Origin of the sequence: Lederbergia galactosidilytica (assembly GCF_017873565.1) — a bacterium.
Classification (GTDB): domain Bacteria; phylum Bacillota; class Bacilli; order Bacillales; family Bacillaceae_C; genus Lederbergia; species Lederbergia galactosidilytica.
Genome location: NZ_JAGGKH010000005.1, coordinates 47750 through 72451, shown reverse-complemented (window position 1 = coordinate 72451; position 24702 = coordinate 47750). Strand labels below are relative to the sequence as shown.

Genomic DNA, 24702 nt, shown 5'->3' with positions numbered 1-24702 from the left:
ATCTCCTTTGCCAATCGTAATATTTATATAAAAATGGAGACCAACATTTCTCCATCCCATCATGTGCGACTTTATTTATCATCACCATAACGTCTCTATACGATTAAAGATAGTAACTTTCATCCTTTTTATCTTTCCGCTTTAATGCCTAACAAAGAAAAACTGTAGTTTGTTAACCTACATACGTTAATTGTTTATTCTCACGATACACTTGATCAATTGTTCCTCCACCGAGGCATTCTTCCCCTTGATAGAAGACCACTGCTTGTCCAGGTGCTATCGCTCGAATCTGCTCGTGGAAAATGACTTTAACTTTGGATTCATCCAACCGTACTACCGTTACTTTATTGTCTGGTTGGCGATAACGGAATTTTGCCGTACACTCAAATGTATCAGGTATATCTCCATTTGAAATCCAACTTACATTATCGGCAAGGATGCTATCAGAATACAGTTTTTTATGGTGGAAACCTTGTCCCACATATAGTACATTTCTTTCGATATCCTTGCCCATTACAAACCAAGGCTCGCCATCTCCACCAATCCCTAATCCACGCCTTTGTCCGATTGTGTAATACATTAATCCTTCGTGTTCGCCTACCACTTTGCCATCAAATGTTTCCATATTTCCCTTTTGCGCTGGTAAATATCCTTTTAAGAATTCTTTAAAATTTCGTTCACCAATAAAGCAAATACCTGTAGAATCCTTTTTGGCTGCCGTCACCAAATTAGCTTCTACAGCTATTTCCCTCACACGTGGTTTTTCCATATCACCTAGTGGGAATAACACTTTGCTCAATTGTCCCTCTGTCAATTGATTAAGGAAATATGTTTGATCCTTATTTTCATCTTTTCCCCTTAACATATGAACTTTTTTGTTTTCTCTAACCACTCTTGCATAATGTCCTGTGGCCACATAATCTGCTCCAAGGCTTATAGCGTAATCCAAAAATGCTTTGAACTTAATTTCCTTATTACATATCACATCAGGATTCGGCGTTCTTCCTGACTTATATTCCTCAAGGAAGTAGGTGAATACCTTATCCCAATACTGCTTTTCAAAGTTAACAGAATAATAAGGGATATCCAATTGATTACAGACACGGATAACATCCTCATAGTCTTCTGTAGCTGTACAAACGCCAAATTCATCTGTATCATCCCAGTTTTTCATAAATACTCCAATGACATCATATCCTTGCTCTTTTAAAAGCATGGCCGCAACGGATGAATCAACTCCACCTGACATTCCTACAATGACACGTGTATCTTTTGGTGCTTTCTTCATTTCGCTTCATCCCTCCTCTGAAAATACTTTCTATCATTATTAATAATTTCTGCTATTAGGGAAGGGAATTTGATAAACACTCTTACACTTTTAGTCTTTCGCTGTTAAATTGCGAACCTTTTCGGGTGTTACATCATTCCCAAGTCGATCCAACACCTTCAGTCCCGTGAAAGTATTGAGAACCTGTCCACGTATTTGGCGTAAATAATCTTCTCTGAGTACTTGTTGTTCAATTTTTTCTTTATTTGTCAAACCTTGTTCACGTTGCTTCTTTGCTAATTCATTTATTCGCTGTAATGAGTCAATCATTACCTCACCTCTCTATTTTCTATCATGCTTATTCAATAATTTTCGTATGAAAAGCAACGTTTCATCTAGCTTAGCAGCAATAAACTATTCTGTCCTTCTCGTCTCAGCGTTTCAACCAAGTCGGTTTGAAAGAATGCATTATAGTTTATCTTAGGTAAGTAAATGACCTAACTTATAAAGGTGTTGGTTGTCGGTTGGCTTTTTTGACTTCCTCGATGTTTTTCATTTTGTTATCCCAACAAGCTTGGCTTAAGACCACAGGATATTCCTCAGGATTTAAGGAGCGTTTGTACTCTTCCCATAAAAGGTTTAGCTGGTCGTCGGCATAGGGTTGAATCTCTTGTACCCGTGGACGTTCATACACAAGTTTCCCCTGTTCAAAAATATCCTCGTGCAAGTCTTTGGCTGTAAAATTGGTGGCAAATTTTCCAATATACGTATGCACAGGATGAAACATGTGTAATTTGGCTTCTTTTTCCGGCTGTTCAAAGTTTAAGGTGATATAATCTCCTTCTGTTTTTTTCGTATGATTGTTAATAATGCGGTATACCTTTTTTAATCCTGGTGTCGTAACCTTTTCAGGGCTTGATGAAACTTTGATTGTATCAATCATCTTTCCCAGGTCATTTTCAATGGAAACCATTTTGTACACAGCACCTAATGCCGGTTGATCAAATGCCGTAATGGCTTTCGTCCCAACTCCCCATACATCAATTTTTGCTCCTTGTGCATTAAGGCTCATAATCGTATATTCATCAAGATCATTTGAAGCGAAAATTTTCGCATCAACAAAGCCTGCTTGATCTAATAATTTTCTTGCTTCTTTAGAAAGGTAAGCTAAATCTCCACTATCTAGACGAATGCCGAGAAAGTTTATGTTGCTTCCAAGCTCTTTGGCGACTTTGATTGCCGTTGGAACACCTGATTTCAAAGTATCATAAGTATCCACTAAGAAGACACAATCTTTGTGACGTTTTGCGTATTTATGGAAAGCAATGTATTCATCTCGATACGCTTGAACAAATGAATGGGCATGTGTTCCTGAAACAGGGAGACCGAATCGTTTTCCCGCTCGAACATTACTTGTACTAGAAAATCCACCAATATAAGCCGCTCTTGTACCCCATAATGCAGCATCTAATTCATGTGCACGTCTTGTTCCAAACTCTGATACGGGTTGCTCACCAACTTGTTTAATTCTAGAAGCTTTGGTTGCAATAAGGGTTTGATAATTTACGATATTTAGCAAGGCTGTTTCGATGAGTTGCGCTTCAATTAAAGGTGCTTCGATACGAAGAAGTGGTTCGTTACCAAAGACAACTTCCCCTTCTTTCATGGCGCGAACATTTCCTGTAAAACGAACAGTCCGTAAAAATTCCACATAGTCATTTTGAAATCCTAATTCTTTTAAATAATTCAAATCACTTTCGGAAAAGCGAAACATTTGTAGATATTCAATAATTCGTTCAAGTCCTGCAAAAATTGCATACCCATTTCCGAATGGTAACTTTCGAAAATACAATTCGAATACAGCTTTTTTGGTATGAATATTATCTTCCCAATAGGCTTCCGCCATATTGATTTGGTACAAGTCCGTGTGAAGGGCTAAGCTATCATCTATATTCTTTTCCATAATAATTTCCCTCCTAAACTAATAAAGTACGGTCGGACTTGCTCACAAACTTCATTCAGTAGAGAAGTACCCAGGTCATACAGACGAAGATATACAGAATGGCGATCTGAGTCTGCGCTCCTCCCAGTGAGTACTAATAATCTTTTAGGGGCACTTGAATTAAATTTAAGGCTGTTGACCCTCCAAAAATCTTGAAAGGAGGGTCTTACCACCACGAGTATTTCTATGCATTAGTTTCGCTACTTTTACATAAAAGATCTTTAGCAAAGTCAACAAGTTGACGTGCTTCCTCTGTCCGAAGAAACCTTACATCCAAACCATCAGGGCCTAGACGGAATCGATCCAATGCATCAGCATCCTTAAAGACCTGATACAACAGGATTGCTCGTTCATTTAAATTAGGCGACTTTTTAATCTCTGACAAACCAAGTGAATCATCTTGATCATGGTAATAAGTGATGTAATAGGTTTGCTCATCATATGGTAAATCGTGCTCATGACAATAATTTTTGTAATACTCTGCTCCCCGACTTCCATGTCCTTTATCAATCCCATCATCAAGGCGGCGGGAATCATGGAATACAAGGAATATAAGTAGCATATTCTTCTTGATTGGTTAGATTCATAAGCGGTGCTTTAATCAATTGGTTTCTGGCACCCACTCCAAATTCGAGTATGACTATTTTTTTACGATGAGCATTATCAATAAAATCTTGATAAGCTTGAAAACTATTTTGCCAAGCCTCGCCCTTTAGAAAATTCCGATCGGCCTCAAGATGGACTTACATTGGCCCACCACATTCCGGACACGTTGGAATAAGATCAGCAGGGATTTTTCCATCCACTTGTTTTGTAACCATTTCGCTTAATATTTCATCACCCGGATAAATTTGATCATGACAGCCAATAGTGCACTGTAGATTGCGACCATTCCCTTCTATTTCGAAGAGACGATCACTAGGAAATCCTGCTTGTCTAAAATGATCATCTATATTAGAGGTAACGACAAAGAAATTTTTATCTTTCACTAGCTCATACAGATTCTTCATAACCGAACTAGCTTCCTGTTTGTATAAAAAGTAGTTGTACATTCGGCTAAAGAATGCCCACTTTTCTGCCTCGGAAGGAAATGGATAAAAACAACCCTGAATGATGCTACGAAAACCATATTTTTCACGGAAATCTCCAAAATTCTCTAGAAAGGCTGCATTGTCTGCAAATATATGAATACCCTCCGATATGGATAGGCCATTACTAGCACCTATTACAATACTGTCAGCCTCTTGCATTTTTGCTATAATCTTACGAAACTTATCTTCCATATGGATCCTCCATCCTAATTAAATACTGATGTCATACGAAACTAAATATGACTTTGCCTATTAAAATTTAAAGTACGGTTATAGGGAGGGAGCTATTAATCCTGTTAAATCACATCTTGCTTCTTAACACTCTTCTTTTTAGCTAGAACATCTTGCATTACTTGCGCTATATCTTCATTAGCAGCAAGTCCCTTATCCTTTAGTTCTTTTGGTAGCAAATTGTGCTCCGGATTTGGATTGATCGTAATGTAGTATGCATCCGGCCAACTATAAGTCATATTCCAGAAAGGTTCCTTAATAAACATCGGAGTCATTAGACCAACGCCTAGTTCAAGAAAGAGAACCTTCTTATTTTCATTTTCGAGAAGAAATTCGCGATATTTCCTATGTTCATCTCTATATTTCTCTCCCTCTAGAAATACAAAGGAACGTACCCACAGTTCCATAGAGCCACCACATTCCGGACAGGTGGGAACCATGCTGGACGGAATCTCCGTCCCTTCGATATGTGGTTACATAATTCCTTAGCTTGTTCCGCATAAGGATAAATACCATCGTGACAAGGACTACTACACTGTAGATAGGTCCAGTTACCCTGAATGGCACTAACTTTTTCTTCCGGAAATACTTGTAAAAATTGAGTATCCTGATTTGTCGTAAGGATATAATAGTTTTTGTCTTGCAGAATTTCATGTAAATCCTTATAAGGCTGGCCGACTGGAACTTCCGCTACAAAATTGATCAGCGTTGCAAGATAGGCCCATCGTTCTTCTTCAGTGCGGAATTTATAGTAAAAGCCACCAAAGATATTGGTAATCCCATACTTTTTAGCAAATGCATTAAAATATTTTCGGAAGTTTTCATCATCCCGATACCAGTTATATCCGGCAGCCGCAGACATACCAGCGGCACCGCCAACTACAATCGCGTCAGCTTCTTCAATCTTTTTGAGTATGGCATCTATATTGGCTTGATATTGTTGTGTTAACATATTTTATCCTCCCACTATTATTCGTTCATTAAATAACATTCAGCTAGGCTTGGCCTTAACCTAGTTTCTAATGCATTATATAGTGGTATATACTACCAAACAAGTATGCACTTTTAAGATATATACTATCCATTTGGATAGTGTTATTACAATCCATATCAATATAGCATCTATAGTCCTCTCCCAAAAACATGTTAAATTGGGATGTCTAATCTATTTATTGTTTAGAAACATACTTTACTGGAATATAAATGTATTATATAGTTGGTATTAATTAGTGAATAAGTATGCACTGTTCTGATGTATACTATCTAGGAGGATAGTGTAATGATGAAAACCCATAAAGTAAATATTCCCGACGGCCAAGAGCCTTTTTTCAACTACACACTTTCAATTATTAATGGCAAATGGAAACTGCTAATTATTTACCATTTATCTAGAAATGGCGTGGTAAGGTATAATGAGCTTCAACGTTTGCTTGGAAAGATAACTTATAAAACCCTCAGCTCGACATTAAAGGAAATGCAAAATGATGGCTTAGTTCATCGTGAGGAATATCCACAAATTCCTCCAAAAGTCGAATATAGCCTTACTGAAAAAGGGCAGACACTTTGGCCTTTAATCCAAGAAATGTGCCAGTGGGGAGAGCACAATCAAGGAAATTAAAAGAACAACAAAAGGGTATAATGTCTCAGTATTTGAGGCATTATACCCTTTTTTCGTCTTGTTAAAATAAGTAAGCACTTCTTTTTATGTGGCAATCAACGGACTCTGTTGTTTAATCTCTTGGATGGATAAATGTATACTATAATTTCCAAATTTGAGAAGTCTATCTAAAAAAAGATTTAATTGGTCCTGTGATTTAACTTTTATTTTTAAATGGTAACAACCTTCTCCTGATACTCGGTGAACTTCCATTACCTCATTTCGATCATGAACAAAACGTATAAATAAATCATGATTTGCTGTTTTCATATATATAATAACAAACGCTGTATAAGAAAGTCCTAGTTTCAATTCGTCCACTATTACAGAGTATGCTTTAATGACACCACTATCTTCAAGCTTTTTAATTCGGTTTCCTACCGCTTGTCCCGTCATATGAATTTGTTCTCCTAAGTCTTTCCATTGAATACGAGAATTTTCGTTTAACAACCGTAGGATTTGAAAATCAATATTATCAAGCTCCATCATTCCATCCCTTTCACCGTGAAAGTACTTCATTTAAAAGTGTTTCACCAGATTATTCAAATAAACTAAGGAATCTTTTATCATTATATTGTAACAAAAAATCCTATGAGGTGATAAAAATGAGTCAAGCTTTAATTATAGTTGATATTCAAAATGACTATTTTTCAAATGGAAAAATGGAATTAGTCAATCCAGATAAAGCTGCCGCTAATGCTGCTAAGGTTATTGATTGGTTTAGACAAAATAACAAGGATAATATTTTTCATGTTCAACATATCGCAGGTAGTCCTGAGTTAGGCTTCTTTCTTCCAAATACAAAGGGAGCTGAAATACACGAAACTGTTCTGCCATTAGAACACGAAAATATTATCGTTAAACATTTCCCTAATAGCTTTTTAAAGACTGATTTAGAAAGAAAATTAAAGGAAAAAGGTGTAACCAATGTCATGGTTGTAGGTATGATGACACATATGTGTATTGATGCGACAGTCAGAGCTGCAGTGGACCTAGGCTATGAAACTACACTTATTGAAGATGCGTGTGCTACAAGGGACATGACTTATGAAGGTAAGGTTGTGCCAGCCGATCAAGTCCATTATGCATTTGTCAGCGCGCTTGAAAGTATGTATGCTAAGGTAATTTCTACTGAGAATTTCCTGAAACAAAATCGCTAAGCAATCTTATTGAATTATGCTTAAACCAAAAAAAGGTAGTTGGAGTCCTTATTCCAATTACCTTTTTCAGGTTGATAAACGATCAGCAAACTCTTTTTTACCAATTTCATAAGTACTCGTTGCGCCCCTGATGGCAGCCTATTCCTAACATATTTATTCTCCTTGTTGATAAAAGCGAAACGATCATTGGAAAGACCCTTGCATAAAAAAATATCAAGGTGGTTTCTCACATTAAAACATACTTAATTGATAGTTCTTAGATAAAAGTTCAAGGAGTTTGATGCCAGCAATACTATTTCCTTTGTCATCCAAGGCTGGTCCAAATATGCCGATTCCAAATTTACCGGGTACAGCCCCCATGATTCCTCCTGACACTCCGCTTTTAGCGGGAATTCCAATTTTTATTGCGAATTCCCCAGAGGCATTATACATTCCACATGTCACCATAAAGGTTTTGCAAATTCGGGCAATATTCGCTGGCATAATTTGTTTTCCTGTTTGCGGATCGCCCCCATCTAAGGCGAAAACGACTCCGATTCTAGATAAGTCAAGACAATTCATTTCTATTGCACATTGTTTCGTATATAGGTCGATTAACGGCTCAACATCCTCATCGATGATACGATGCTGCTTTAGAAAGTAGCATAAGGCTCGATTTAGATGAGCAGTTTCAAATTCCGAACGTGCAATTTCCTTATTATATTGAATCGTATCATTACCAGCTAATTCCCGAATAAATGTTAACAATCTTTGAAACCGTTCATCCACCGAATTTCCTTTAATCATATGGGTAACCGCTAATGCCCCAGCATTAATCATTGGATTAAGCGGCTTAGATGGAGTCATTGATTCTAGCTTTGCGACAGAATTAAATGGATCTCCCGTCGGTTCCATTCCCACCCGTTCGAATACATACTCTTTATTTCTGTAGTGCTAGACTAATGACTTTAGAGATACTCTGTAATGAGATTTTCCGCTCAATATCGCCTGCAGATATACAACGGCCATCAGGATAATTAATCGCAATTGATAAATCATGAGCATTTACTTTTCCGAGTGCTGGTATATAATCAGCAACTTGACCATGCTTTGTAACAGTTCTAGCTTCTTTTACTAATTTTTTCAGTTCATCACTTGATTGACAAGGCATCATTCATCACCATTTCGTAGTATTGACTAAATGGAGTCTGAGTATTTATAAATGTTGAGAATAATTAAGAGGAGATTGAAGATTTATTATCTATTGTAGTGAGTTTACTGGCTCTTCTTGTGACTTTTAAAATATCTTTATGATGAAGGATTTAATAAATGCCCCGGGTTGTATGCACGAAAAAAGATGATAGCCTCCTTCAAATTTCCCATCGTCATATGCATCTTTCAAGGATACAAAAGTTCTATAATCCTGGTCTTACTTAACTTTGCAAACTCCCTTTTAGCCAGGAGCGTGGACGATATGGACCAATCGGAATTTGAATCAAACAGGTCTTTCCTTTTGAATCAATCCTATAAACCTGATCACAGTTATTCGCGTCAAATCCGAGCAGTGGATGCCCACCCATCCCTAATGCGACCGAAACTAAAAGCAGTCGTTGCACGAGAATACCCGCCTCCATCTGTTGTATGCGATAACCCCTATATCCCAATTGTTCTTTAAAATAGTCCCTTTCCCCAACAACATGTAAACAAAGTGGAACTTGATATAGATTCACAGTAGGCATTGTTAATCCGTTTTGTAATAACTCCCGGTAATCCCCCATGTTTATAGTTCGAAGAGTATGTGTATTACTGTTATACGAGTAAGTACCATTTGGTATCCTTTCTACGTTATAAAAGCTACCATATAAGGACATACGACTCTCGATATTCCCATATGTTTCGTCAAGGTCATTCTGATATGAGAAGGTAAGTGTTTCCTTTAACAAAGTTGATAGTTGTGTTTGATTCACTTTTCCAATCATGAAATCGAGATCAGGTGAATGCCGCTTCCTACAAACAGATGCGAGATCGTACGAAAAATCCTCCATAAATGGCAGTAAGATCATTTCTGTACCTAAAGAATGTCTTGCATTATGATTACTTTTTAGCTTCACAAATGACTTCGTTGTTTCATACATTGATGCTTCATTAACTTTATTCAACGTTGGGAAAGGAATGACTCTTTTTGAACGGTTATAGAGAGTATGTTCCAGTAATGGCAATTCCCCACATAATTCAGTGGCTGAAGCAACTTCTTTTTTGTTTATGTCTTTGTCGATATAATTGATAGATTCATCAGTAGATAATGAAATAACTGCATAAACACTTTCATCCTGTTCAGACAATCCAAGCAGATGATTGAGCGCTCGGTCAAGAAATTGGTAGCAAACTCGTGAAGAAAATCCCATCCGATTAGCCACTTCTATAGATTGCCCAATTAGTACACCGGCATCTAGCCCTTGGAGCCGATATGAAAAATTATTATATTTATAAAAGTTCTTCCAAAAAACTGTCGAAATAAAAATGGTGCAAAAACGACCAGAAGTATCATTGCCATTTTTAATACTTCTGGCTAAGTAGAAATCGTAATCTCCTTCACGTACCAATACAAGGCGGTGATGCGCCACATCATAATGGTAGATGCCCTGTGGAACATCTTCAAAATTTACATACACATATATTTCATTAGGATAAAGAGCCCCTCCTGAAGGAACAAATCTGCGCATCGATTGGACAAAGCTCACATCTTTTTCATTCATTCCATTATTTAACGGGGACTGGCAATATTGGGTAAGTCCATAAACATACCATAAGAAATGACCAAGCTCCGCCAAGCTCGGCTTTAGATGTGTTTCCCTTTTCTCAAATAGTAAAGGCACATCCCCGGAAAGTGGAACCACCGGTAAACCGCGATACAATTTATAGGGTAGTGGTGCATCTTCCCAATCCACTTGCCAATCTGGCGGAGTAACTTTTTCTGTGTTAAAATGCAGATCATGTAGAAAGGTTTCTAGATCCATACTAAGCCTCCTATTCTACCATTACGGGAACGGATGTGGATTTGGATTTAGCTGATCATACGTTAATGGTGCCTTCGTAAAACCTAGTTCCATCGGTACTTTAAGTACCCTCTTTAGCCCTTTCACCCGGGTAAGATGATGTCCGAACGTCATTGGTAACATTCCGGGAATTAACACTTTTACACAGAATAATCCGTTCCGCCTGGTGATAGGTGTCGTTTGATCAACCACAATGACCTCAAGGTTTAATTGTTGGAATTTCTGAAGAATATCTTGAAGATCATCCTTCAAATCAATATTTACTTGTGGCTGCTTAAATTCCTCAGCAAATGTACGTAATGGACGATTGTCATCCAATAAAAAATTTAACCGTTCCTCTGCTTCCGACAGACCGTAAAGAAGACCATGATCCTCCATCGTACGCACGGCAAACGGATCTCGTAGCATGCCTTCATATTTTTGGCGGTTTTCCTTCAGTTTTTTATCTTGCGTAGCCATTGTTCCTGCGAGTTCATAGATCGTACTTTTTACAGCACTAATAGGATCAGGGTTAGCTGCAGCTGCACAGATGAGATTTAATCCCTTTGACCCTCTGTTCTTTGCCACCCCGAAAACGCTCGGAAGCTTGTGCTCCATCGTTGAATTATAAAAATAAAGGTCATATTCTGTCACTTCATGGAATCGGTCGACCATCAGCTGTAGTTCTTTGTCACCGGTGGATTGAAGATTAAGACGCGGAAGAGGAAGCTGTGCATACCAGGTTAACAAAAATGAATCCCGTTCAACAACTTCCATAATGCCATGAAAAACAGCTTCTTCTAAACTACTTCCCAACGCACATCCATTTGAAGTTTCATAAACAAATCCCTCTCCATAGCCCAAACTGTAATAAGCAAGTAACTCGGGAACTAAAATGGGGCGTTCAGTTAAAAACGAATAGCCCCAAACCCAATTCATTAGCCGATCAGGATGAAACGGTTTAAACGGAAAATCGGGCTTTTCATATTGTTCTATTTCATGTAAACCTACTCCTATAGGATTTAGTGCGTCATTCTCTAATTGACGATAACTATTATGAACTACTGTCCGCTTTCCACGAGGCATGATCCCACAATATCTCTCTAAGCCTTCCAAAATGGCAGTTTGCTCACTCATTTCATAAGAATGTGACCTTCCTGCTACTCCTTCATCTGCTCCAAATAACGGCATATTGACTAATACATCCGCAAATGGCAATGTGAAGTCCTGGACTTTTCCATTCATAATACCAGTACGTTCATCGAGATAATCCTTGGCTAATACTGCTTTAAATTCATCTATCGAACGGCAACGGTAATCATCCACGCTTATTTTTGGACGTGATGTCAACTTGATTTGAGCTCGTTCGGCTGTATCATCGGGTAAATGACTGCAAATTGGACACGATGGATCAGGCAAGAAAAGATGACTGGAGTTCGTTAATGTTTTTAAGTTCGTAATGAAAATCCTCTCTTCCAAATTGCTGGGTATTCCTTGAAAGAATTTCTGTACTTCGCTACATATTAAATTTGCCATCTGTGATAATCCAGTTTTGGATACCCAGGCATCCTGCCATGAACTCGCCTCTACTTTCATCTTCATCTGAAACTCCCACATCTCCCGACTATCGGCTCCAGCTATTATGCGGCGTATATCCGCACAACGTGAACATCCCGGTGTGTCTGGGCGTTTAAGTGGGCCAATGATACCTTCGCCAAACGAAGCAAATCCCCGAATCCATGGGATACATGCGGATCCAAACCTTTCTTCTGCTGCTTGATGAACAGATGGAAACCAAGCATCGTGCAGTACCAGGGCCAGTTTTGTATCTTCAGGGATTTCCTCTAAAATGCTTTGATGTTTGACAATAAAGTTATCGGACAATTGATCATAGACAAAATCGGCTAATAATCCCTGTCCGTTAATTAAAATATGAGTAGCCATTAGGACTCACCTTCCCTTATCTGCACACCAAACACTCCGGCCATTTCCTGTTTCATAAAAGATTCGAATGTAAGATCATAAACGAGTAACCGTTTGCTGTTTTGTCTTAAAGTCTGAAGAGCGGATTGTAATAGCTGCAGCTGTGTCACTTCATCATTAGAAGGGATTTCAAGTTTGATTTCCTCTTTATTAATAAAAACTACTGGCGTTATCTCTTTCCTCATTTTAGAACCTACCTGATCCTGGGTATCCAAAATCGCCTGTTTCAAGGCATTTCGCATGCCTAATGTAAGATTTAGACCAACACTAGAATACCAGCGTCCATTTGATCTTACCCCTATTACAGGAAAACCCAACAGACTCTTATTCAAACCGATTGTCGGTGAACCGTTTAAGCTAGTAAGGGCATTAAAATAATATTTACATCGCCTGTCTTTCATTGATTCCAACGGCATATAAATCGTATTTAGTTGATCAGTCTTTCTTTTTGTTAATTCTTCATTCAAATAGACTTGCAGTCCTCGGCAAATAGCCTCCTCAATTGTTTCTCCAGCACCGATGCCAATATATCCCTCAGCTATATTTGTGCTAACCTGATGATTCCCTTCTCTAAACTTCAAGGTATCGACCATTTGTGTAACATACATTTCAATTCCAGTCAGACCCGCTTCTCTTTTTGCGTCCTCATGTGTCAAGCCCGTACAGACAACTTCTGGCAAAAGCTCTGCTGGTCCTTCAGACATCGGATTAACAGCCTGAACATAACACTGTGCGAGTGGAAGTTGTGGCAAGTTCCGTTCCGCCCACGTATGAAAAATCCCCACCTTTTCGGAGGATAATTGACTAAAATAACCCAGGAGATCACTAGGTTGATGATCTCTGTCCAATTCCTGTTCAAGCCTTTCATCAAGATCTTCAATAAGTTGAGGGGCAAAACTTCTAGATGTAACTAATGGATGGGTGATAAAGGATAACCATTCCCCTTCTAGCGTTTCAAGATCAAGCAGGTAAAATTGGTTGCTTTGATTTGTATCAGCAATTCCTGTAATACTCTTAAACATTTCAAATACAGCGACATTTGCCAAAATGGATCCTGTTGTAGTAGAAAAGGGCTGATACGACTGTTCCGTGCGTAAGACGGATCGATGGACTCTAAGCCATGCCGACTCCCAACACCCTTCCGATTCCGGATGATATAAAGGACCAGAGATCCCCACTTGCTGTAAACATACGGCAGGAATAAATGCCTTCCTTTCCTCTTTGCAAACGGAGTTAAGTCCCCTTAATTCATTCACATCTCCAGACTGTGAGCCGTATAAAATCCAATCATAAGGTTGCACAGCCTCTTTCCAAAAGTCTTCACCAGCTCCTATTTGAAAGGGAATCTCCACTACCTCAGCCTCTGGGTCCATCTTGCTAACATGCTGAACCAATTCATTCAGCCGTTGCTTACTTGTATCAACTGGATCCATTACCATGACATTTACTTTGGGGAGCCCTGATTCGATTAATGCCGAGGCCAACGAAACTAGAAAAGGACCCGAACCAACAGCAAGAACTTTAGATTGTCGATATTCTTGAAATCGATACGCTCCGGAGTCCACAAAATTCTCTATAAATTCAACTTGTGAAGTATATTTTTCGAGAACAGAACGATTTAATTGGTGGGGAGTATCTTTGCTAGCATCCCGAACAAAGCCATTATTGTATAATGTTTCTCCAATTTCATAAACCCTATTACGATATGGTGGCGTTAATCCCTTTGTTAAATCTTCCAATGTTTGCTCGCCATCAAACATTGGTATTAATTTTTCAATCCATTGATAAATCGTATTCCCTTTCATTCGGAATGAACTTAAATTATTTCGGAAATATACACCACCCTCTGGATCTGGGAGAAAAAATGTATCCCTCTTCACCTTTAGACGAGTGGATGAGTTAAGTTTAAACATTTATTTCCTCCTTATTCCTAATTGTGACGAATCCCTCATTAGTATTTTATGTACTCGTGGCTGTCCACTATGATAAATAATAAGAGCGAAAATGCTTCTTATGAAGAGTGTCGTTTACTAGCAAAGAAATATAGTGACGAAGGGGCCGATATTGATTGTCGGAGAAGGAGTTGCAAAATTTGCTACTCACTGACCACCGGGGCAAGGGCTAAAAATAATAGGATTCCCCTGCACTGATTATGCAGGGGTAATTTCCTTTTATAAAACAAACACTTTTTCTCTGACTTAAATAAAAAATCCAAAACAACCAAAACAGCCAAAGCAACCAAAACAGCGAAAACCGCCACAGCGAAAACAACCACCACAACGGCCGCAACGGCCACAAAGTCTACTATCAACCTGGAGCGGATAATGGTTCATATGCTCCATAGGGACTAATTCACCCACATGATAATTGTCCATTCCTAATGATTGCAAATCGTTTTGATAATACTGCATTTGGACCTCCCCTTTGTCTTCTATAATTATGGTAAACCGGCAGCGAGAGTCAATTACTATTCGTTGACATATAAAACATCTCTCTCTTCAACACAATATGATACTTTTAGGTGGTCGTTACTGATGTAAAAGCCTATTTCATCTTATTTGATCCATAATGAAGGATTATTATTTCCCGGTGGAGGTTTAAAGAACTTTATGATCATGGTTAAACATTTCAAGGCTCCTAAACTGAATAGTTTAAGAGCCTTGAAATGTTTAAATATTAGTGATTCGTGAACTATGATAACGAAATGTCCCTTTCAGATCGTATTCTTTTTTAAAATTACTATGGAATGATATAAAATGAAGTGAATGACGAATGCGCCCACTGGTAACAGAAATGGAATAAGCTCAGGCGAAGCATCTGTTATATTATCATCCCGGTGTTACATCAAAGATAATAATAGATCATCTGCTTCACATTCATTATTAACAGCGTGTAATTCCATTGCATATTTCAGCGTACGTACCGCTTCTTCGTATGATAAAGATACGTATATCTGTTCCATGCTTAACCGAAAGGAATGTAATGAGCGAATCATAATTTCTCGGTGCATGCAAATACTGCCTGTTTCGGCTGCAGCCCTATGCAAAATTGTTGCGTTGTAGCCTACCGCTCTACAAGGTATTCGTTCCGTCATTTCAATTAGTCTCCATAATTATGAACCAATATACAGTTTATTTTCTGAGAAGATCGCTGAGTATCCACGTCTGTACAGCTCAAAATATGCTCTGAACGGATCACCATTCAATCTATAACGATGCCACTGAAAGATAATATGAAATCCAGTAATCACTGACGTCGGCCACATTTCCCGGTGTAACTGTCGTTATGATTAACAATAGATAAGTGGGGCTACGTTCAATTCTCATACGTTCTTAGGACTTTTCTATAAACTTTGGAACGAATAATCGTACTGATATCTCACTAGCAACATTGCCAATCATACACTACTTTTGAAAAATCCCTATTTTTCAGAGCGTCCTTGGGAATAGAGAAAACACAATTCCCAGCATCCCCAAACATAATACCGCATTCCTCATCAATATCCAGCTGCAATAATAGAAAATCGCCATCATCAAAACCGATATAGTCATTTTGAACAAAATAAGGATAACCGCCAATTCTGCTATCGCTACAATAACAATCATCACTCAGTTGCTCATATTCTACTTCCGATAGCTTATTCATAAAAATTTCTCGAAATAGATCTAATGAGGAGGACATAGGCATTTCCCTTGATTTAAAATACATTTTCCCACTGTGTAAAAAAGGAAGATTCATGTTATATTCTTCACTTTCATAAGGATGTTTCTTTACTAAATGTTCCTCATTTTCTTCATAATCTTCAATGTACTTTACTAGAATAGGTTCTTCCAGACCAAACATATCATCGTTTACAACAAAAAATTGCAATAATCCCTTTTCTGGTAATTCAACTAGATTTTCAAGCTCCGCCAGATTGATTTGCGCTAAAAACAACATAGGTTTTCCAAATTCATCAGTTGGAAAATCTTTACTGCTCTTCAAATAGGGACATCCACCTAATTTACTATCCCAAGGTTTTGTTTCTTCACGCTTAAAACTTATCTCATTACTATACCTATAGGTGTCTTTGATTAGGTCTTCATGTTCTGTTAAAAATTTAGGAATTTCGTATTTGATCAATGTAAACTCCCCCATTCTGCTAAACGACTCTTTTAATTAACCGATTTAACAAATATCATTATTTGATATTTCTCGGTACCCCTCCAAATATCTAATTTATCCGCCAAAGATGTAAGGATTCTTCAGCTTTGGACGAGTACTTACACCTTTCATACAAAAACAGCTCAGCTCCTTCCTTACCTCCTTGAGATCCTTAAACTTCTTGTTTCTCACTTGGACTATAAATAATACTTTGATAACCCAATACTAAATAAAATTATTTGGATTGGTGAGCTTTTTTACGTTATTTATATACACATGAAAAGGTATCCCTATAGCCATACTAACTTTGGGAGGTAGGTTACGTATGAAATTCATCTGGTTATCAGTATTATTATTGATAGGAAGTCATAACAATCTTCCTGACAATTTAGTCGTTAGTCATGAAGGAAAAACAATTGCAAATGTTAACCGAGTTTATTTTTCAAACCCAATAATAGATATTCCTCTTATTGATCAAAAAAACTACAATGAATTTATTCAAAAACTAGATAAGACCATATATAAACCACCAGTAAACGCTTCTCTGGATAACAATGGGAATATTGTTGCTGAAAAAGTAGGGTATAAACTAGACCATGAGGCATTCACACGTTTGTTTTATACATATTTTTTCAATAAAGGCTCCTCTTACGTAGAAGCTCCCGTGCATACAATATTTCCTACCGTGGATAGCGAACTGCTCTCACATATAAGTATAAATCGAATTGGACATTATGCTACCTATTTTAATTCAAATAACAGAGAGCGCTCCCATAATATTTTACTTGCAAGTGAAGCAATCAATAACCATGTTGTTTTTCCCGGTGAGACTTTTTCCTTTAATAAAGTGGTCGGAAAACGAACGAGGGAAAAGGGCTATAAGCGGGCACCGGTTATCGTAAAGGGGGAATTGTCAGAGGACATTGGTGGTGGGATATGTCAAATTTCTTCAACATTGTACAATGCGGTAGATAAAGCGGGGTTGACTATTACAGAACGATACTCCCATAGCAAACGAGTTGGCTATGTACCTTCAGGAAGAGACGCTACTGTTAGCTGGTATGGACCGGACTTCCGCTTTACGAACAAATATAACCAGCCTATATTGATTCGATCTAATGTTTACGGTGGAACCGTTAGAATATTGGTATATTCGTCAGATGTCATTAATAATGAGCCACGGAAAATCCCTAGTGCTTCGTATAAGCTTCCAGAAGAAGTACCTCTTGGGTCAGAGGTGAATCAGAGTCATTAAGTCTTTTCGCAAAAACCGAACTAAACTAAAAACGGCCCCACCAATAGGTGAGTCCGTTTTTGATATATATTTTCAGAAAGTTAGATAATAATTAAATCCATTGCTAAGAATTTTTCCTTAAAAATGGAGATTATTTCAAAGAACCCACTAGCGTATGTAATCATACCACAACAGCAAAACGAAAGGATTAAAGAGAATTTAGATTTTGTGATCATGTACTTTTTATCCTTTCATTTATACGTGTGCTCGCAAAATGAAAGGATTGGCTCTAATAAGAGATGATATTGACTTTGATGCTCGCTCTATTCGCTCTTTAACAAAACGTTATTTTTTCACAAGGATAAATCTCTCTTCCTACTGAACAAATGGCGTGTAGGGCAAAATGAAGCTTATTTAGCAGGTAAAGAGTATTTGGATAATAACAATGTTGTATTCGATAGGGATGGTGGATCTCCAATGTGGTTAGCTTATCCAAATGAAAAACTAGCTGCTTTAATTAAAAAACATAACCTAATACATGGAATACTTCATACCTATGCTTCCCTTTTGTTTGAAACGGGAGCGAGTATATAGAAAGTTCTGGAGCGGTTAGGACATCTGGATATCCAAATGACAATGCACATCTTACACATGTTACGGACTATTTGAAAGAACAAACGGCGGAAAAATTCCAAAGGTATATTGTGATCAAAAGCTATTTTTATGCATAAAAAAGACCCCCAAACCAAGCGGTCTGAGAGCCTTGAAATGTTGATAAATTAACGTTTTGAGAACTGTGGTGCACGACGTGCGCCTTTAAGTCCGTATTTCTTACGTTCTTTCATACGTGGGTCACGAGTTAGGAGACCTGCACGTTTTAGTGGGCTACGGAATTCAGGGTCTACTTGTAGTAGTGCACGAGCGATTCCATGACGGATAGCTCCTGCTTGTCCTGTGTAACCTCCACCATTTACGTTAACTAGGATATTATAGCTTCCAAGTGTTTCAGTTGCTGCAAGTGGTTGTTTGATCACTGCACGCAATGTTTCAAATGGAATGTAGTCTTCTACTTCACGATTGTTGATTACGATTCGGCCATCGCCAGGTACTAAACGTACGCGAGCTACGGAGCTCTTACGGCGACCTGTACCATAATATTGAACTTGTGCCAATCTATTTCCCTCCCTTTATTAACCGCGAAGCTCGTAAGTTTGCGGTTGTTGTGCTTGATGTGGATGCTCAGCTCCAGCATACACATGTAGTTTTTTAAACATTTGACGTCCAAGTGTTCCTTTTGGAAGCATGCCTTTTACAGCTAGTTCCAACATTTTCTCAGGATATTTTGTACGCATTTCTAATGCAGTTCTTGTTTTTAATCCACCAGCATATCCTGTATGACGGTAGTATAGTTTATCATTTAGTTTATTACCTGTTAGTTCGATCTTTTCAGCGTTGATTAAAATAACATGGTCACCTGTATCCACATGCGGTGTAAAAGTTGGTTTATGCTTACCGCGCAAGATGGACGCAACTTCAGTAGCAAGACGACCTAGTGTTTTACCTTCGGCGTCAATCACGTACCATTTACGTTCAATCTCGCTGGCTTTAGCCATATACGTAGTACGCATTCATTACCCTCCTAAATTAAAAATTCCAAGTTCGTATTTATTTTCATCATAATAAGTTTCCGGGGCTTATCATGGAATTGAAACAATACCATAGGATATTCTATCGTTTTTTAAGCATAAAGTCAAGAAAAAAATCAATACACCTGGTTAAGTTGTTAGATATTATCCAATTTTACTGAAAACAAGCTCATCTATCCATTATACTCGACTTTCCATAAATATAGTCCTTGTGGTGGTGCTGTTTTGCCAGCAAGTTGCCGATCACAGCCTTGCAAAATTCCAAGTATATCAGAAGCATTTCTTTTTCCAGAACCAACTTCTAATAGTGTGCCGACAATGATTCTCACCATATTATGCAAAAAGCCGCTTCCTGTTATGGTAAAGATAAGTTCATCTCTCATATTTTCAAGCTTAATCTCACGTACGGTTCGTACCTTATTCAATACTTCTGCCTTTGCAGAACAAAAACTTGTAAAATCATGGGTCCCTACCAAATAATTCGCTGCAAGTTCGATTTGATCCAAATTTAGCGAAAACGGATAATGTGTTGCATAATGATAACGGAAAGGATCTCTCGTCTTTTGCGTATATATCTTATAGACGTAAGTCTTCTCAGTTGCATCAAAACGGGCATGAAAGTTTGATGCCACCTTTTCTAGATTCATAATGACAAGTTCATGAGATAGTAATGCATTTAATCCCTTTTTCCATTGCTCTACGGAAATCTGCAAAGGAGAATCAAAGTGAATAACTTGTCCCTTTGCATGAACACCTGCATCAGTCCGCCCTGAACCTACAATCTTCACTATCTCACTCTTGTGCATCTTTGCTAAGGCTTTTTCCAATTCCGCTTGGATCGTGCGTCCATTTGGCTGAATTTGAAATCCCGAAAAAGCCGATCCATCATATGAAATTACTGCTTTATATCGTTGTAACTCTGCCATCCAATATCACGACCTTATTAAGACCAATAGAATTGCTAATACAATCAAAACGATTTCGATTAAAGTGTCTCTAGTTTGCCATTTCAAGACGCGATATTTCGTTCTACCTTCCCCACCCCGATAGCCTCTTGCTTCCATCGCTGTCGCTAGCTCCTCAGCACGTTTAAAAGCACTAACAAACAAAGGAACGAGTAAGGGAATAAAGGCCTGTATTCTTTGTTTCAGAGTTCCGCTCGAAAAGTCGACCCCTCTTGCCATTTGTGCCTTCATAATTTTGTCTGTTTCATCCATTAAAGTCGGGATAAAACGTAAAGATATGGACATCATCAAAGCAAGTTCATGAACCGGGAAACGAATTTTCTTCAAAGGGTGAAGCAAGCTTTCCAGCCCATCCGTCAAACTAATCGGTGTTGTTGTTAATGTTAATAATGACGTCATTAGAACAAGTAAAAAGAAGCGCAAGGAAATAAAGATACCCTGTCTAAGTCCTTCCTCATGAATCTTAATAAAACCAAGCAAAAATAGTACATCTCCCTCTTTATTAAAAAAGAGTTGTAAAAAGAAGGTAAACACGATTAAAAATAAAATCATTTTTAACCCATTAAATAAAAACCTAAGATTAATCTGTGATAAGAGAAGGATCGCTAAGACTAGTAATAAAAGTAATCCATATGTCGCAATATTATTCGCAAGAAAGATTATACATATAAAGCCAAAAACAAATAACAATTTTGCTCTGGGATCAAGAAGATGAAGCAGTGAGTTTCCCGGAATATATCTTCCAAATATCATCTTTTCCATCATGAGGAAGCACCACGTTTCTGATATTCCTTTATAGCCTCGGCTAGCTCCTCAATAGTCAAACATGTATGATCTAGCTTTTGACCTAATCTTTGTTCAAGCAAATATTGAAACTTCACAACTTCTGGTACATCTAATCCCAATTTTAATAATGCCTGGGGATCCGAAAAGGTTGTTCTTGGATCTGCTACTTGTTCAACTCTACCATGGTTCATGATGACAATTTCATCGGCAAACTTTGAGGCATCCTCCATGCTGTGTGTTACTAAAATGGTTGATAAGTCCTTTTCTTTATGCAATCGATAAAACATATCCATAATTTCCGTTCTGCCTCTTGGATCCAACCCTGCAGTCGGTTCATCTAGAACAAGAACATCCGGTTCCATTGCAAGTACACCAGCAATAGCAACGCGTCTCATTTGCCCCCCTGATAAATCAAAGGGAGACTTCTGTAAAGTTTCTTCTGGTAGTCCAACTTCCGTAATTAAGGTTCTAGCTCGTTGCTTTGCCTCTTCTTCAGACACACCAAAATTTAATGGGCCAAAACAAATATCTTTTTCAACGGTTTCTTCAAATAATTGATGTTCTGGAAATTGAAAAACGATTCCTACTTTTTGTCTAATTGACTTCAAGTTCTTTTCCTTTTTCTCAGCATCAATCACCCGATCGCCGATTATTACTTGTCCCTTTGTTGGTTGAATAAGTGCATTAAGATGTTGTAGAATAGTAGACTTTCCGGAACCTGTATGGCCAATAATCGCGACAAAAATTCCTTGGGGAATAGACAGATTAACATCCTGAATAGCAAGACGTTCGAATGGAGTATTGATCTGATATTTATATTCTACTTCTCGAAGTGTAATGTCCATAATTCCTCCACCAATTCCGCATCTGACAAATATTTCTCTGGTAAGGTAAAGCCTTTTTGACGTAATGTCTGCGCCATTTTAATCGAAAAGGGTAAATCCAAACCTAAATCAATTAATTCTCTATCTAACTGGAAGATATCATCAGGACTACCTTCCTTATATATTTCTCCCCTATTCATTACAATCATTCGATCAGCTTTTGCTGCTTCCTCTAAATCATGTGTAATAGAAATAACCGTTAAATCTTGTTCTTCTTTCAAAAGACGAATGGTATTTAGGACTTCTTCTCGTCCAAGCGGATCAAGCATAGAAGTCGCTTCATCAAGGATAATGACTCGAGGTTGCAAAGCAACCACTCCAGCAATCGCCACTCTTTGCTTTTGTCCTCCTGAGAGATGATGTGGCTCTTGGTCAAGAAATTCCCCCATGGAAACTCGCTCCAATGCATTTTGGACCCGTTTCTTCATTTCTGAAAATGGCACTCCATTGTTTTCCAGGCCAAAAGCCACATCATCTTGAACGGTTGAACCAACAAATTGATTATCGGGATTCTGGAACACCATACCAACTTGTCTCCGGACATCCCAAATTGTGTCACCATTTAATTCATGATTACCGACAATAACCTTACCTGACTCAGGGAATTGTAAACCATTTAAAATTTTAGCAAGCGTGGATTTGCCTGACCCATTATGACCGACGATTGCAAGCCATTCCCCTTCTTTTACCGAAAAGGAAACATCTCTTAATGCATAACTCTCTTGGTCGTCATATTTAAAAGAAATATTTTGAATCGAGATCACTGTATCCTTTTCATTCTCCATTCTCTTACTCCTCTCAACTCCGCTTAAAGCTAATAATCTAAAAGCCCTATTTGCTAAGCTTTGAAGCCATTAATATTTTCAAAAAATCTGGAAATAGAAAAAAAGCCTGCACCTCACTCCAGGAAACAGGATTCTCAGTTCCCCATTCCAAATTTTGAAGCACAGGGAGGAGGCGCATGAGCTAGACAGGACAAAGGCAGTTGCTCTGCCTATCGTAACGCTCCTTTTTAGCTTTAACAATTATTCGTAATTACCATACCAAATTAGGCATGATCCGTTTCATAACGGCAATAGTGTTTTTAGCTATATTGAGCAAAGTTAGACCATCTTAAAAAAGGGAGAGGGCCTATGTCTCTCCACTTTAATAGATGTACATTAAACTAACTCAATAATAACCATTGGTGCCCCATCGCCACGACGTGGTCCAAGTTTCATGATGCGTGTATAACCGCCTTGTCGATCTGCATAACGAGGTGCAATATCAGCAAATAGCTTTTGCACAGCATCTTGTTTTGTTTCTTGATCAGCAATTTCATGACGGACATATGCAGCAGCTTGTCTGCGTGCATGTAGATCACCGCGTTTGCCAAGTGTGATCATTTTTTCAGCAACAGAGCGAAGTTCTTTTGCACGTGCTTCCGTTGTTTCAACACGCTCACTAATAATTAAATCAGTCGTTAAATCACGAAGCATAGCTTTACGTTGTGAACTAGTTCGACCTAATTTTCTATAAGCCATCTCGTTTTCCCTCCTTTGTTGAGTTCATCCTGTTAGTATAAATTGGTCTGAAAAATTGGTATAAATCGATCAATCGTCTTTACGCAAGCCGAGACCTAAATCATCCAATTTTGCTTTTACTTCTTCTAAAGATTTTCTACCTAGATTCCGAACTTTCATCATATCTTCTTCAGACTTATTGGATAATTCCTGAACAGTGTTAATCCCAGCACGCTTTAGGCAGTTATAAGAACGAACAGAAAGATCAAGCTCTTCAATCGTCATTTCTAAGACTTTCTCTTTTTGATCCTCTTCCTTTTCAACCATAATTTCTGCATTTTGGGCTTCATCTGTTAGATTTACAAAGATATTTAAATGCTCAGTCAAAATCTTTGCACCTAAAGAAATAGATTCCTTCGGTCCAATACTACCGTCTGTCCAAACATCCAAAGTTAGTTTATCATAGTTTGTCATTTGACCAACACGTGTGTTCTCAACTTGATAATTCACTCTGGAAACCGGAGTAAAGATTGAATCTATTGGAATTACGCCAATTGGTAAATCTTCGCGCTTATTTTGATCAGCCGGTGTATAACCGCGTCCGCGTTTTGCAGACATACGTAAACGGAAATTAGCATTCTTTCCAAGTGTAGCAATGTGTAAATCTGGATTCAGAATTTCTACATCACTATCATGTAAAATATCTGAAGCTTTGACAACACCCTCACCTTGAGCATCAATTTCTAATGTTTTCTCTTCATCAGAATAGACTTTCATTGCGAGTTTCTTAATGTTCAGGATGATAGAGGTCACATCCTCCACTACCCCTTCAATTGTAGAGAATTCGTGTTGTACACCTTCCACTTGGATCGATGTTACGGCAGCACCTGGGAGAGAAGATAGCAGGATACGACGCAAGGAGTTACCCAAAGTTGTACCATATCCACGCTCTAGTGGTTCTACAACAAATTTTCCATATTTGGCATCATCGCTGATCTCAATCGTTTCAATTTTCGGCTTTTCCATTTCGATCATTCAAATATACCCTCCTTCAAAACGTCGAAATTTCGAAAGGTATTTTCGAAATTCCCCATGTTACATTCCCGTTTGTGCAACAACTGGATGAAGAATTGATTC

At 38.1% G+C, this 24702-nt stretch carries 25 protein-coding genes and 1 pseudogene; 3 read left to right on the top strand and 23 right to left on the bottom strand.

The window, feature by feature from the left end:
• Nucleotides 1-172: 172 nt before the first annotated feature.
• From mnmA to J2Z23_RS06525, 7 genes are all read right to left on the bottom strand, one after another.
• A complete protein-coding gene (mnmA, locus tag J2Z23_RS06555) occupies nucleotides 173-1288 on the bottom strand; it encodes a tRNA 2-thiouridine(34) synthase MnmA (RefSeq protein WP_064467490.1) in 1116 nt (371 codons plus the stop codon).
• A gap of 90 nt (nucleotides 1289-1378) precedes the next feature.
• On the bottom strand, nucleotides 1379-1597 hold the full coding sequence (locus J2Z23_RS06550) for a DUF896 domain-containing protein (RefSeq protein WP_064467489.1): 219 nt from the start codon (nucleotides 1595-1597) through the stop codon (nucleotides 1379-1381).
• Between the two features lie 172 nt (nucleotides 1598-1769).
• Nucleotides 1770-3230, bottom strand: coding sequence for a nicotinate phosphoribosyltransferase (locus J2Z23_RS06545; RefSeq protein ID WP_209973520.1), 1461 nt, complete (start codon nucleotides 3228-3230; stop codon nucleotides 1770-1772).
• 223 nt (nucleotides 3231-3453) lie between these two features.
• Complete coding sequence (locus tag J2Z23_RS06540) at nucleotides 3454-3831, bottom strand: hypothetical protein (RefSeq protein WP_209973518.1); 378 nt, start codon at nucleotides 3829-3831, stop codon at nucleotides 3454-3456.
• Between the two features lie 181 nt (nucleotides 3832-4012).
• The gene (locus tag J2Z23_RS06535; RefSeq protein WP_209973515.1) at nucleotides 4013-4552 is read right to left on the bottom strand and encodes a Sir2 family NAD-dependent protein deacetylase; all 540 of its coding nucleotides are present in this window, start codon (nucleotides 4550-4552) and stop codon (nucleotides 4013-4015) included.
• Nucleotides 4553-4656: 104 nt separating this feature from the next.
• Nucleotides 4657-4998 carry a hypothetical protein gene (locus J2Z23_RS06530; protein ID WP_209973514.1) on the bottom strand — a complete coding sequence of 114 codons (342 nt, stop codon included), beginning with the start codon at nucleotides 4996-4998 and terminating at the stop codon, nucleotides 4657-4659.
• The gene (locus J2Z23_RS06525) at nucleotides 4965-5543 is read right to left on the bottom strand and encodes a hypothetical protein (protein WP_209973512.1); all 579 of its coding nucleotides are present in this window, start codon (nucleotides 5541-5543) and stop codon (nucleotides 4965-4967) included. Before J2Z23_RS06525 ends, J2Z23_RS06530 begins: the two co-directional genes overlap by 34 nt.
• Nucleotides 5544-5870: 327 nt before the next feature.
• Between J2Z23_RS06525 and J2Z23_RS06520 the strand changes: the two genes are divergently transcribed.
• The gene (locus J2Z23_RS06520) at nucleotides 5871-6209 is read left to right on the top strand and encodes a winged helix-turn-helix transcriptional regulator (protein WP_274387258.1); all 339 of its coding nucleotides are present in this window, start codon (nucleotides 5871-5873) and stop codon (nucleotides 6207-6209) included.
• Between the two features lie 84 nt (nucleotides 6210-6293).
• Here the strand turns inward: J2Z23_RS06520 and J2Z23_RS06515 are convergent, their stop codons facing one another.
• On the bottom strand, nucleotides 6294-6734 hold the full coding sequence (locus J2Z23_RS06515; protein ID WP_064467502.1) for an Lrp/AsnC family transcriptional regulator: 441 nt from the start codon (nucleotides 6732-6734) through the stop codon (nucleotides 6294-6296).
• A 119-nt stretch (nucleotides 6735-6853) separates the two neighbouring features.
• On the opposite strand from J2Z23_RS06515, the gene J2Z23_RS06510 reads away from it, so the two are divergent.
• Nucleotides 6854-7408, top strand: a complete 555-nt coding sequence (locus J2Z23_RS06510; RefSeq protein WP_064467483.1) for a cysteine hydrolase family protein — start codon at nucleotides 6854-6856, stop codon at nucleotides 7406-7408.
• Nucleotides 7409-7639: 231 nt separating this feature from the next.
• On the opposite strand, the pseudogene glsA reads toward J2Z23_RS06510, so the two are convergent.
• The 7 genes and pseudogenes from glsA to J2Z23_RS06475 form a co-directional block, all read right to left on the bottom strand.
• A pseudogene (gene glsA / locus J2Z23_RS06505) lies at nucleotides 7640-8558 on the bottom strand (glutaminase A).
• 262 nt (nucleotides 8559-8820) lie between these two features.
• Complete coding sequence (locus J2Z23_RS06500) at nucleotides 8821-10404, bottom strand: SagB family peptide dehydrogenase (protein ID WP_209973510.1); 1584 nt, start codon at nucleotides 10402-10404, stop codon at nucleotides 8821-8823.
• A gap of 21 nt (nucleotides 10405-10425) precedes the next feature.
• A complete protein-coding gene (locus tag J2Z23_RS06495) occupies nucleotides 10426-12366 on the bottom strand; it encodes a TOMM precursor leader peptide-binding protein (RefSeq protein ID WP_209973508.1) in 1941 nt (646 codons plus the stop codon).
• A complete protein-coding gene (locus tag J2Z23_RS06490; protein WP_209973506.1) occupies nucleotides 12366-14318 on the bottom strand; it encodes a putative thiazole-containing bacteriocin maturation protein in 1953 nt (650 codons plus the stop codon). The genes J2Z23_RS06495 and J2Z23_RS06490 overlap by 1 nt, the downstream gene beginning before the upstream one ends.
• 285 nt (nucleotides 14319-14603) lie before the next feature.
• Nucleotides 14604-14816: a heterocycloanthracin/sonorensin family bacteriocin gene (locus J2Z23_RS06485; protein WP_209973505.1), complete on the bottom strand. Its 213-nt coding sequence runs from the start codon at nucleotides 14814-14816 to the stop codon at nucleotides 14604-14606.
• Between the two features lie 428 nt (nucleotides 14817-15244).
• Nucleotides 15245-15499, bottom strand: a complete 255-nt coding sequence (locus tag J2Z23_RS06480) for a hypothetical protein (RefSeq protein ID WP_057985609.1) — start codon at nucleotides 15497-15499, stop codon at nucleotides 15245-15247.
• A gap of 287 nt (nucleotides 15500-15786) precedes the next feature.
• Entirely contained in the window at nucleotides 15787-16527 is a 741-nt protein-coding gene (locus J2Z23_RS06475) for a YwqG family protein (RefSeq protein WP_057995606.1), read from the bottom strand.
• A 346-nt stretch (nucleotides 16528-16873) separates the two neighbouring features.
• Between J2Z23_RS06475 and J2Z23_RS06470 the strand changes: the two genes are divergently transcribed.
• On the top strand, nucleotides 16874-17803 hold the full coding sequence (locus J2Z23_RS06470) for a VanW family protein (protein ID WP_057985605.1): 930 nt from the start codon (nucleotides 16874-16876) through the stop codon (nucleotides 17801-17803).
• A 758-nt stretch (nucleotides 17804-18561) separates the two neighbouring features.
• On the opposite strand, the gene rpsI is transcribed toward J2Z23_RS06470, so the two are convergent.
• From rpsI to J2Z23_RS06430, 8 genes are all read right to left on the bottom strand, one after another.
• On the bottom strand, nucleotides 18562-18954 hold the full coding sequence (gene rpsI, locus J2Z23_RS06465; protein ID WP_057985603.1) for a 30S ribosomal protein S9: 393 nt from the start codon (nucleotides 18952-18954) through the stop codon (nucleotides 18562-18564).
• A gap of 18 nt (nucleotides 18955-18972) precedes the next feature.
• On the bottom strand, nucleotides 18973-19410 hold the full coding sequence (gene rplM, locus J2Z23_RS06460) for a 50S ribosomal protein L13 (RefSeq protein WP_057985601.1): 438 nt from the start codon (nucleotides 19408-19410) through the stop codon (nucleotides 18973-18975).
• Nucleotides 19411-19601: 191 nt separating this feature from the next.
• Nucleotides 19602-20354 carry a tRNA pseudouridine(38-40) synthase TruA gene (gene truA, locus J2Z23_RS06455; protein ID WP_209973503.1) on the bottom strand — a complete coding sequence of 251 codons (753 nt, stop codon included), beginning with the start codon at nucleotides 20352-20354 and terminating at the stop codon, nucleotides 19602-19604.
• Between the two features lie 6 nt (nucleotides 20355-20360).
• Complete coding sequence (locus tag J2Z23_RS06450) at nucleotides 20361-21158, bottom strand: energy-coupling factor transporter transmembrane component T family protein (RefSeq protein ID WP_209973501.1); 798 nt, start codon at nucleotides 21156-21158, stop codon at nucleotides 20361-20363.
• Nucleotides 21155-22024, bottom strand: coding sequence for an energy-coupling factor ABC transporter ATP-binding protein (locus J2Z23_RS06445; RefSeq protein WP_057995604.1), 870 nt, complete (start codon nucleotides 22022-22024; stop codon nucleotides 21155-21157). The genes J2Z23_RS06450 and J2Z23_RS06445 overlap by 4 nt, the downstream gene beginning before the upstream one ends.
• On the bottom strand, nucleotides 22000-22848 hold the full coding sequence (locus J2Z23_RS06440) for an energy-coupling factor ABC transporter ATP-binding protein (RefSeq protein ID WP_057985592.1): 849 nt from the start codon (nucleotides 22846-22848) through the stop codon (nucleotides 22000-22002). Before J2Z23_RS06440 ends, J2Z23_RS06445 begins: the two co-directional genes overlap by 25 nt.
• A 375-nt stretch (nucleotides 22849-23223) precedes the next feature.
• Nucleotides 23224-23586: a 50S ribosomal protein L17 gene (rplQ, locus tag J2Z23_RS06435; RefSeq protein WP_057985591.1), complete on the bottom strand. Its 363-nt coding sequence runs from the start codon at nucleotides 23584-23586 to the stop codon at nucleotides 23224-23226.
• Between the two features lie 69 nt (nucleotides 23587-23655).
• Nucleotides 23656-24600, bottom strand: a complete 945-nt coding sequence (locus tag J2Z23_RS06430) for a DNA-directed RNA polymerase subunit alpha (RefSeq protein WP_057985590.1) — start codon at nucleotides 24598-24600, stop codon at nucleotides 23656-23658.
• Between the last annotated feature and the right edge of the window lie 102 nt (nucleotides 24601-24702).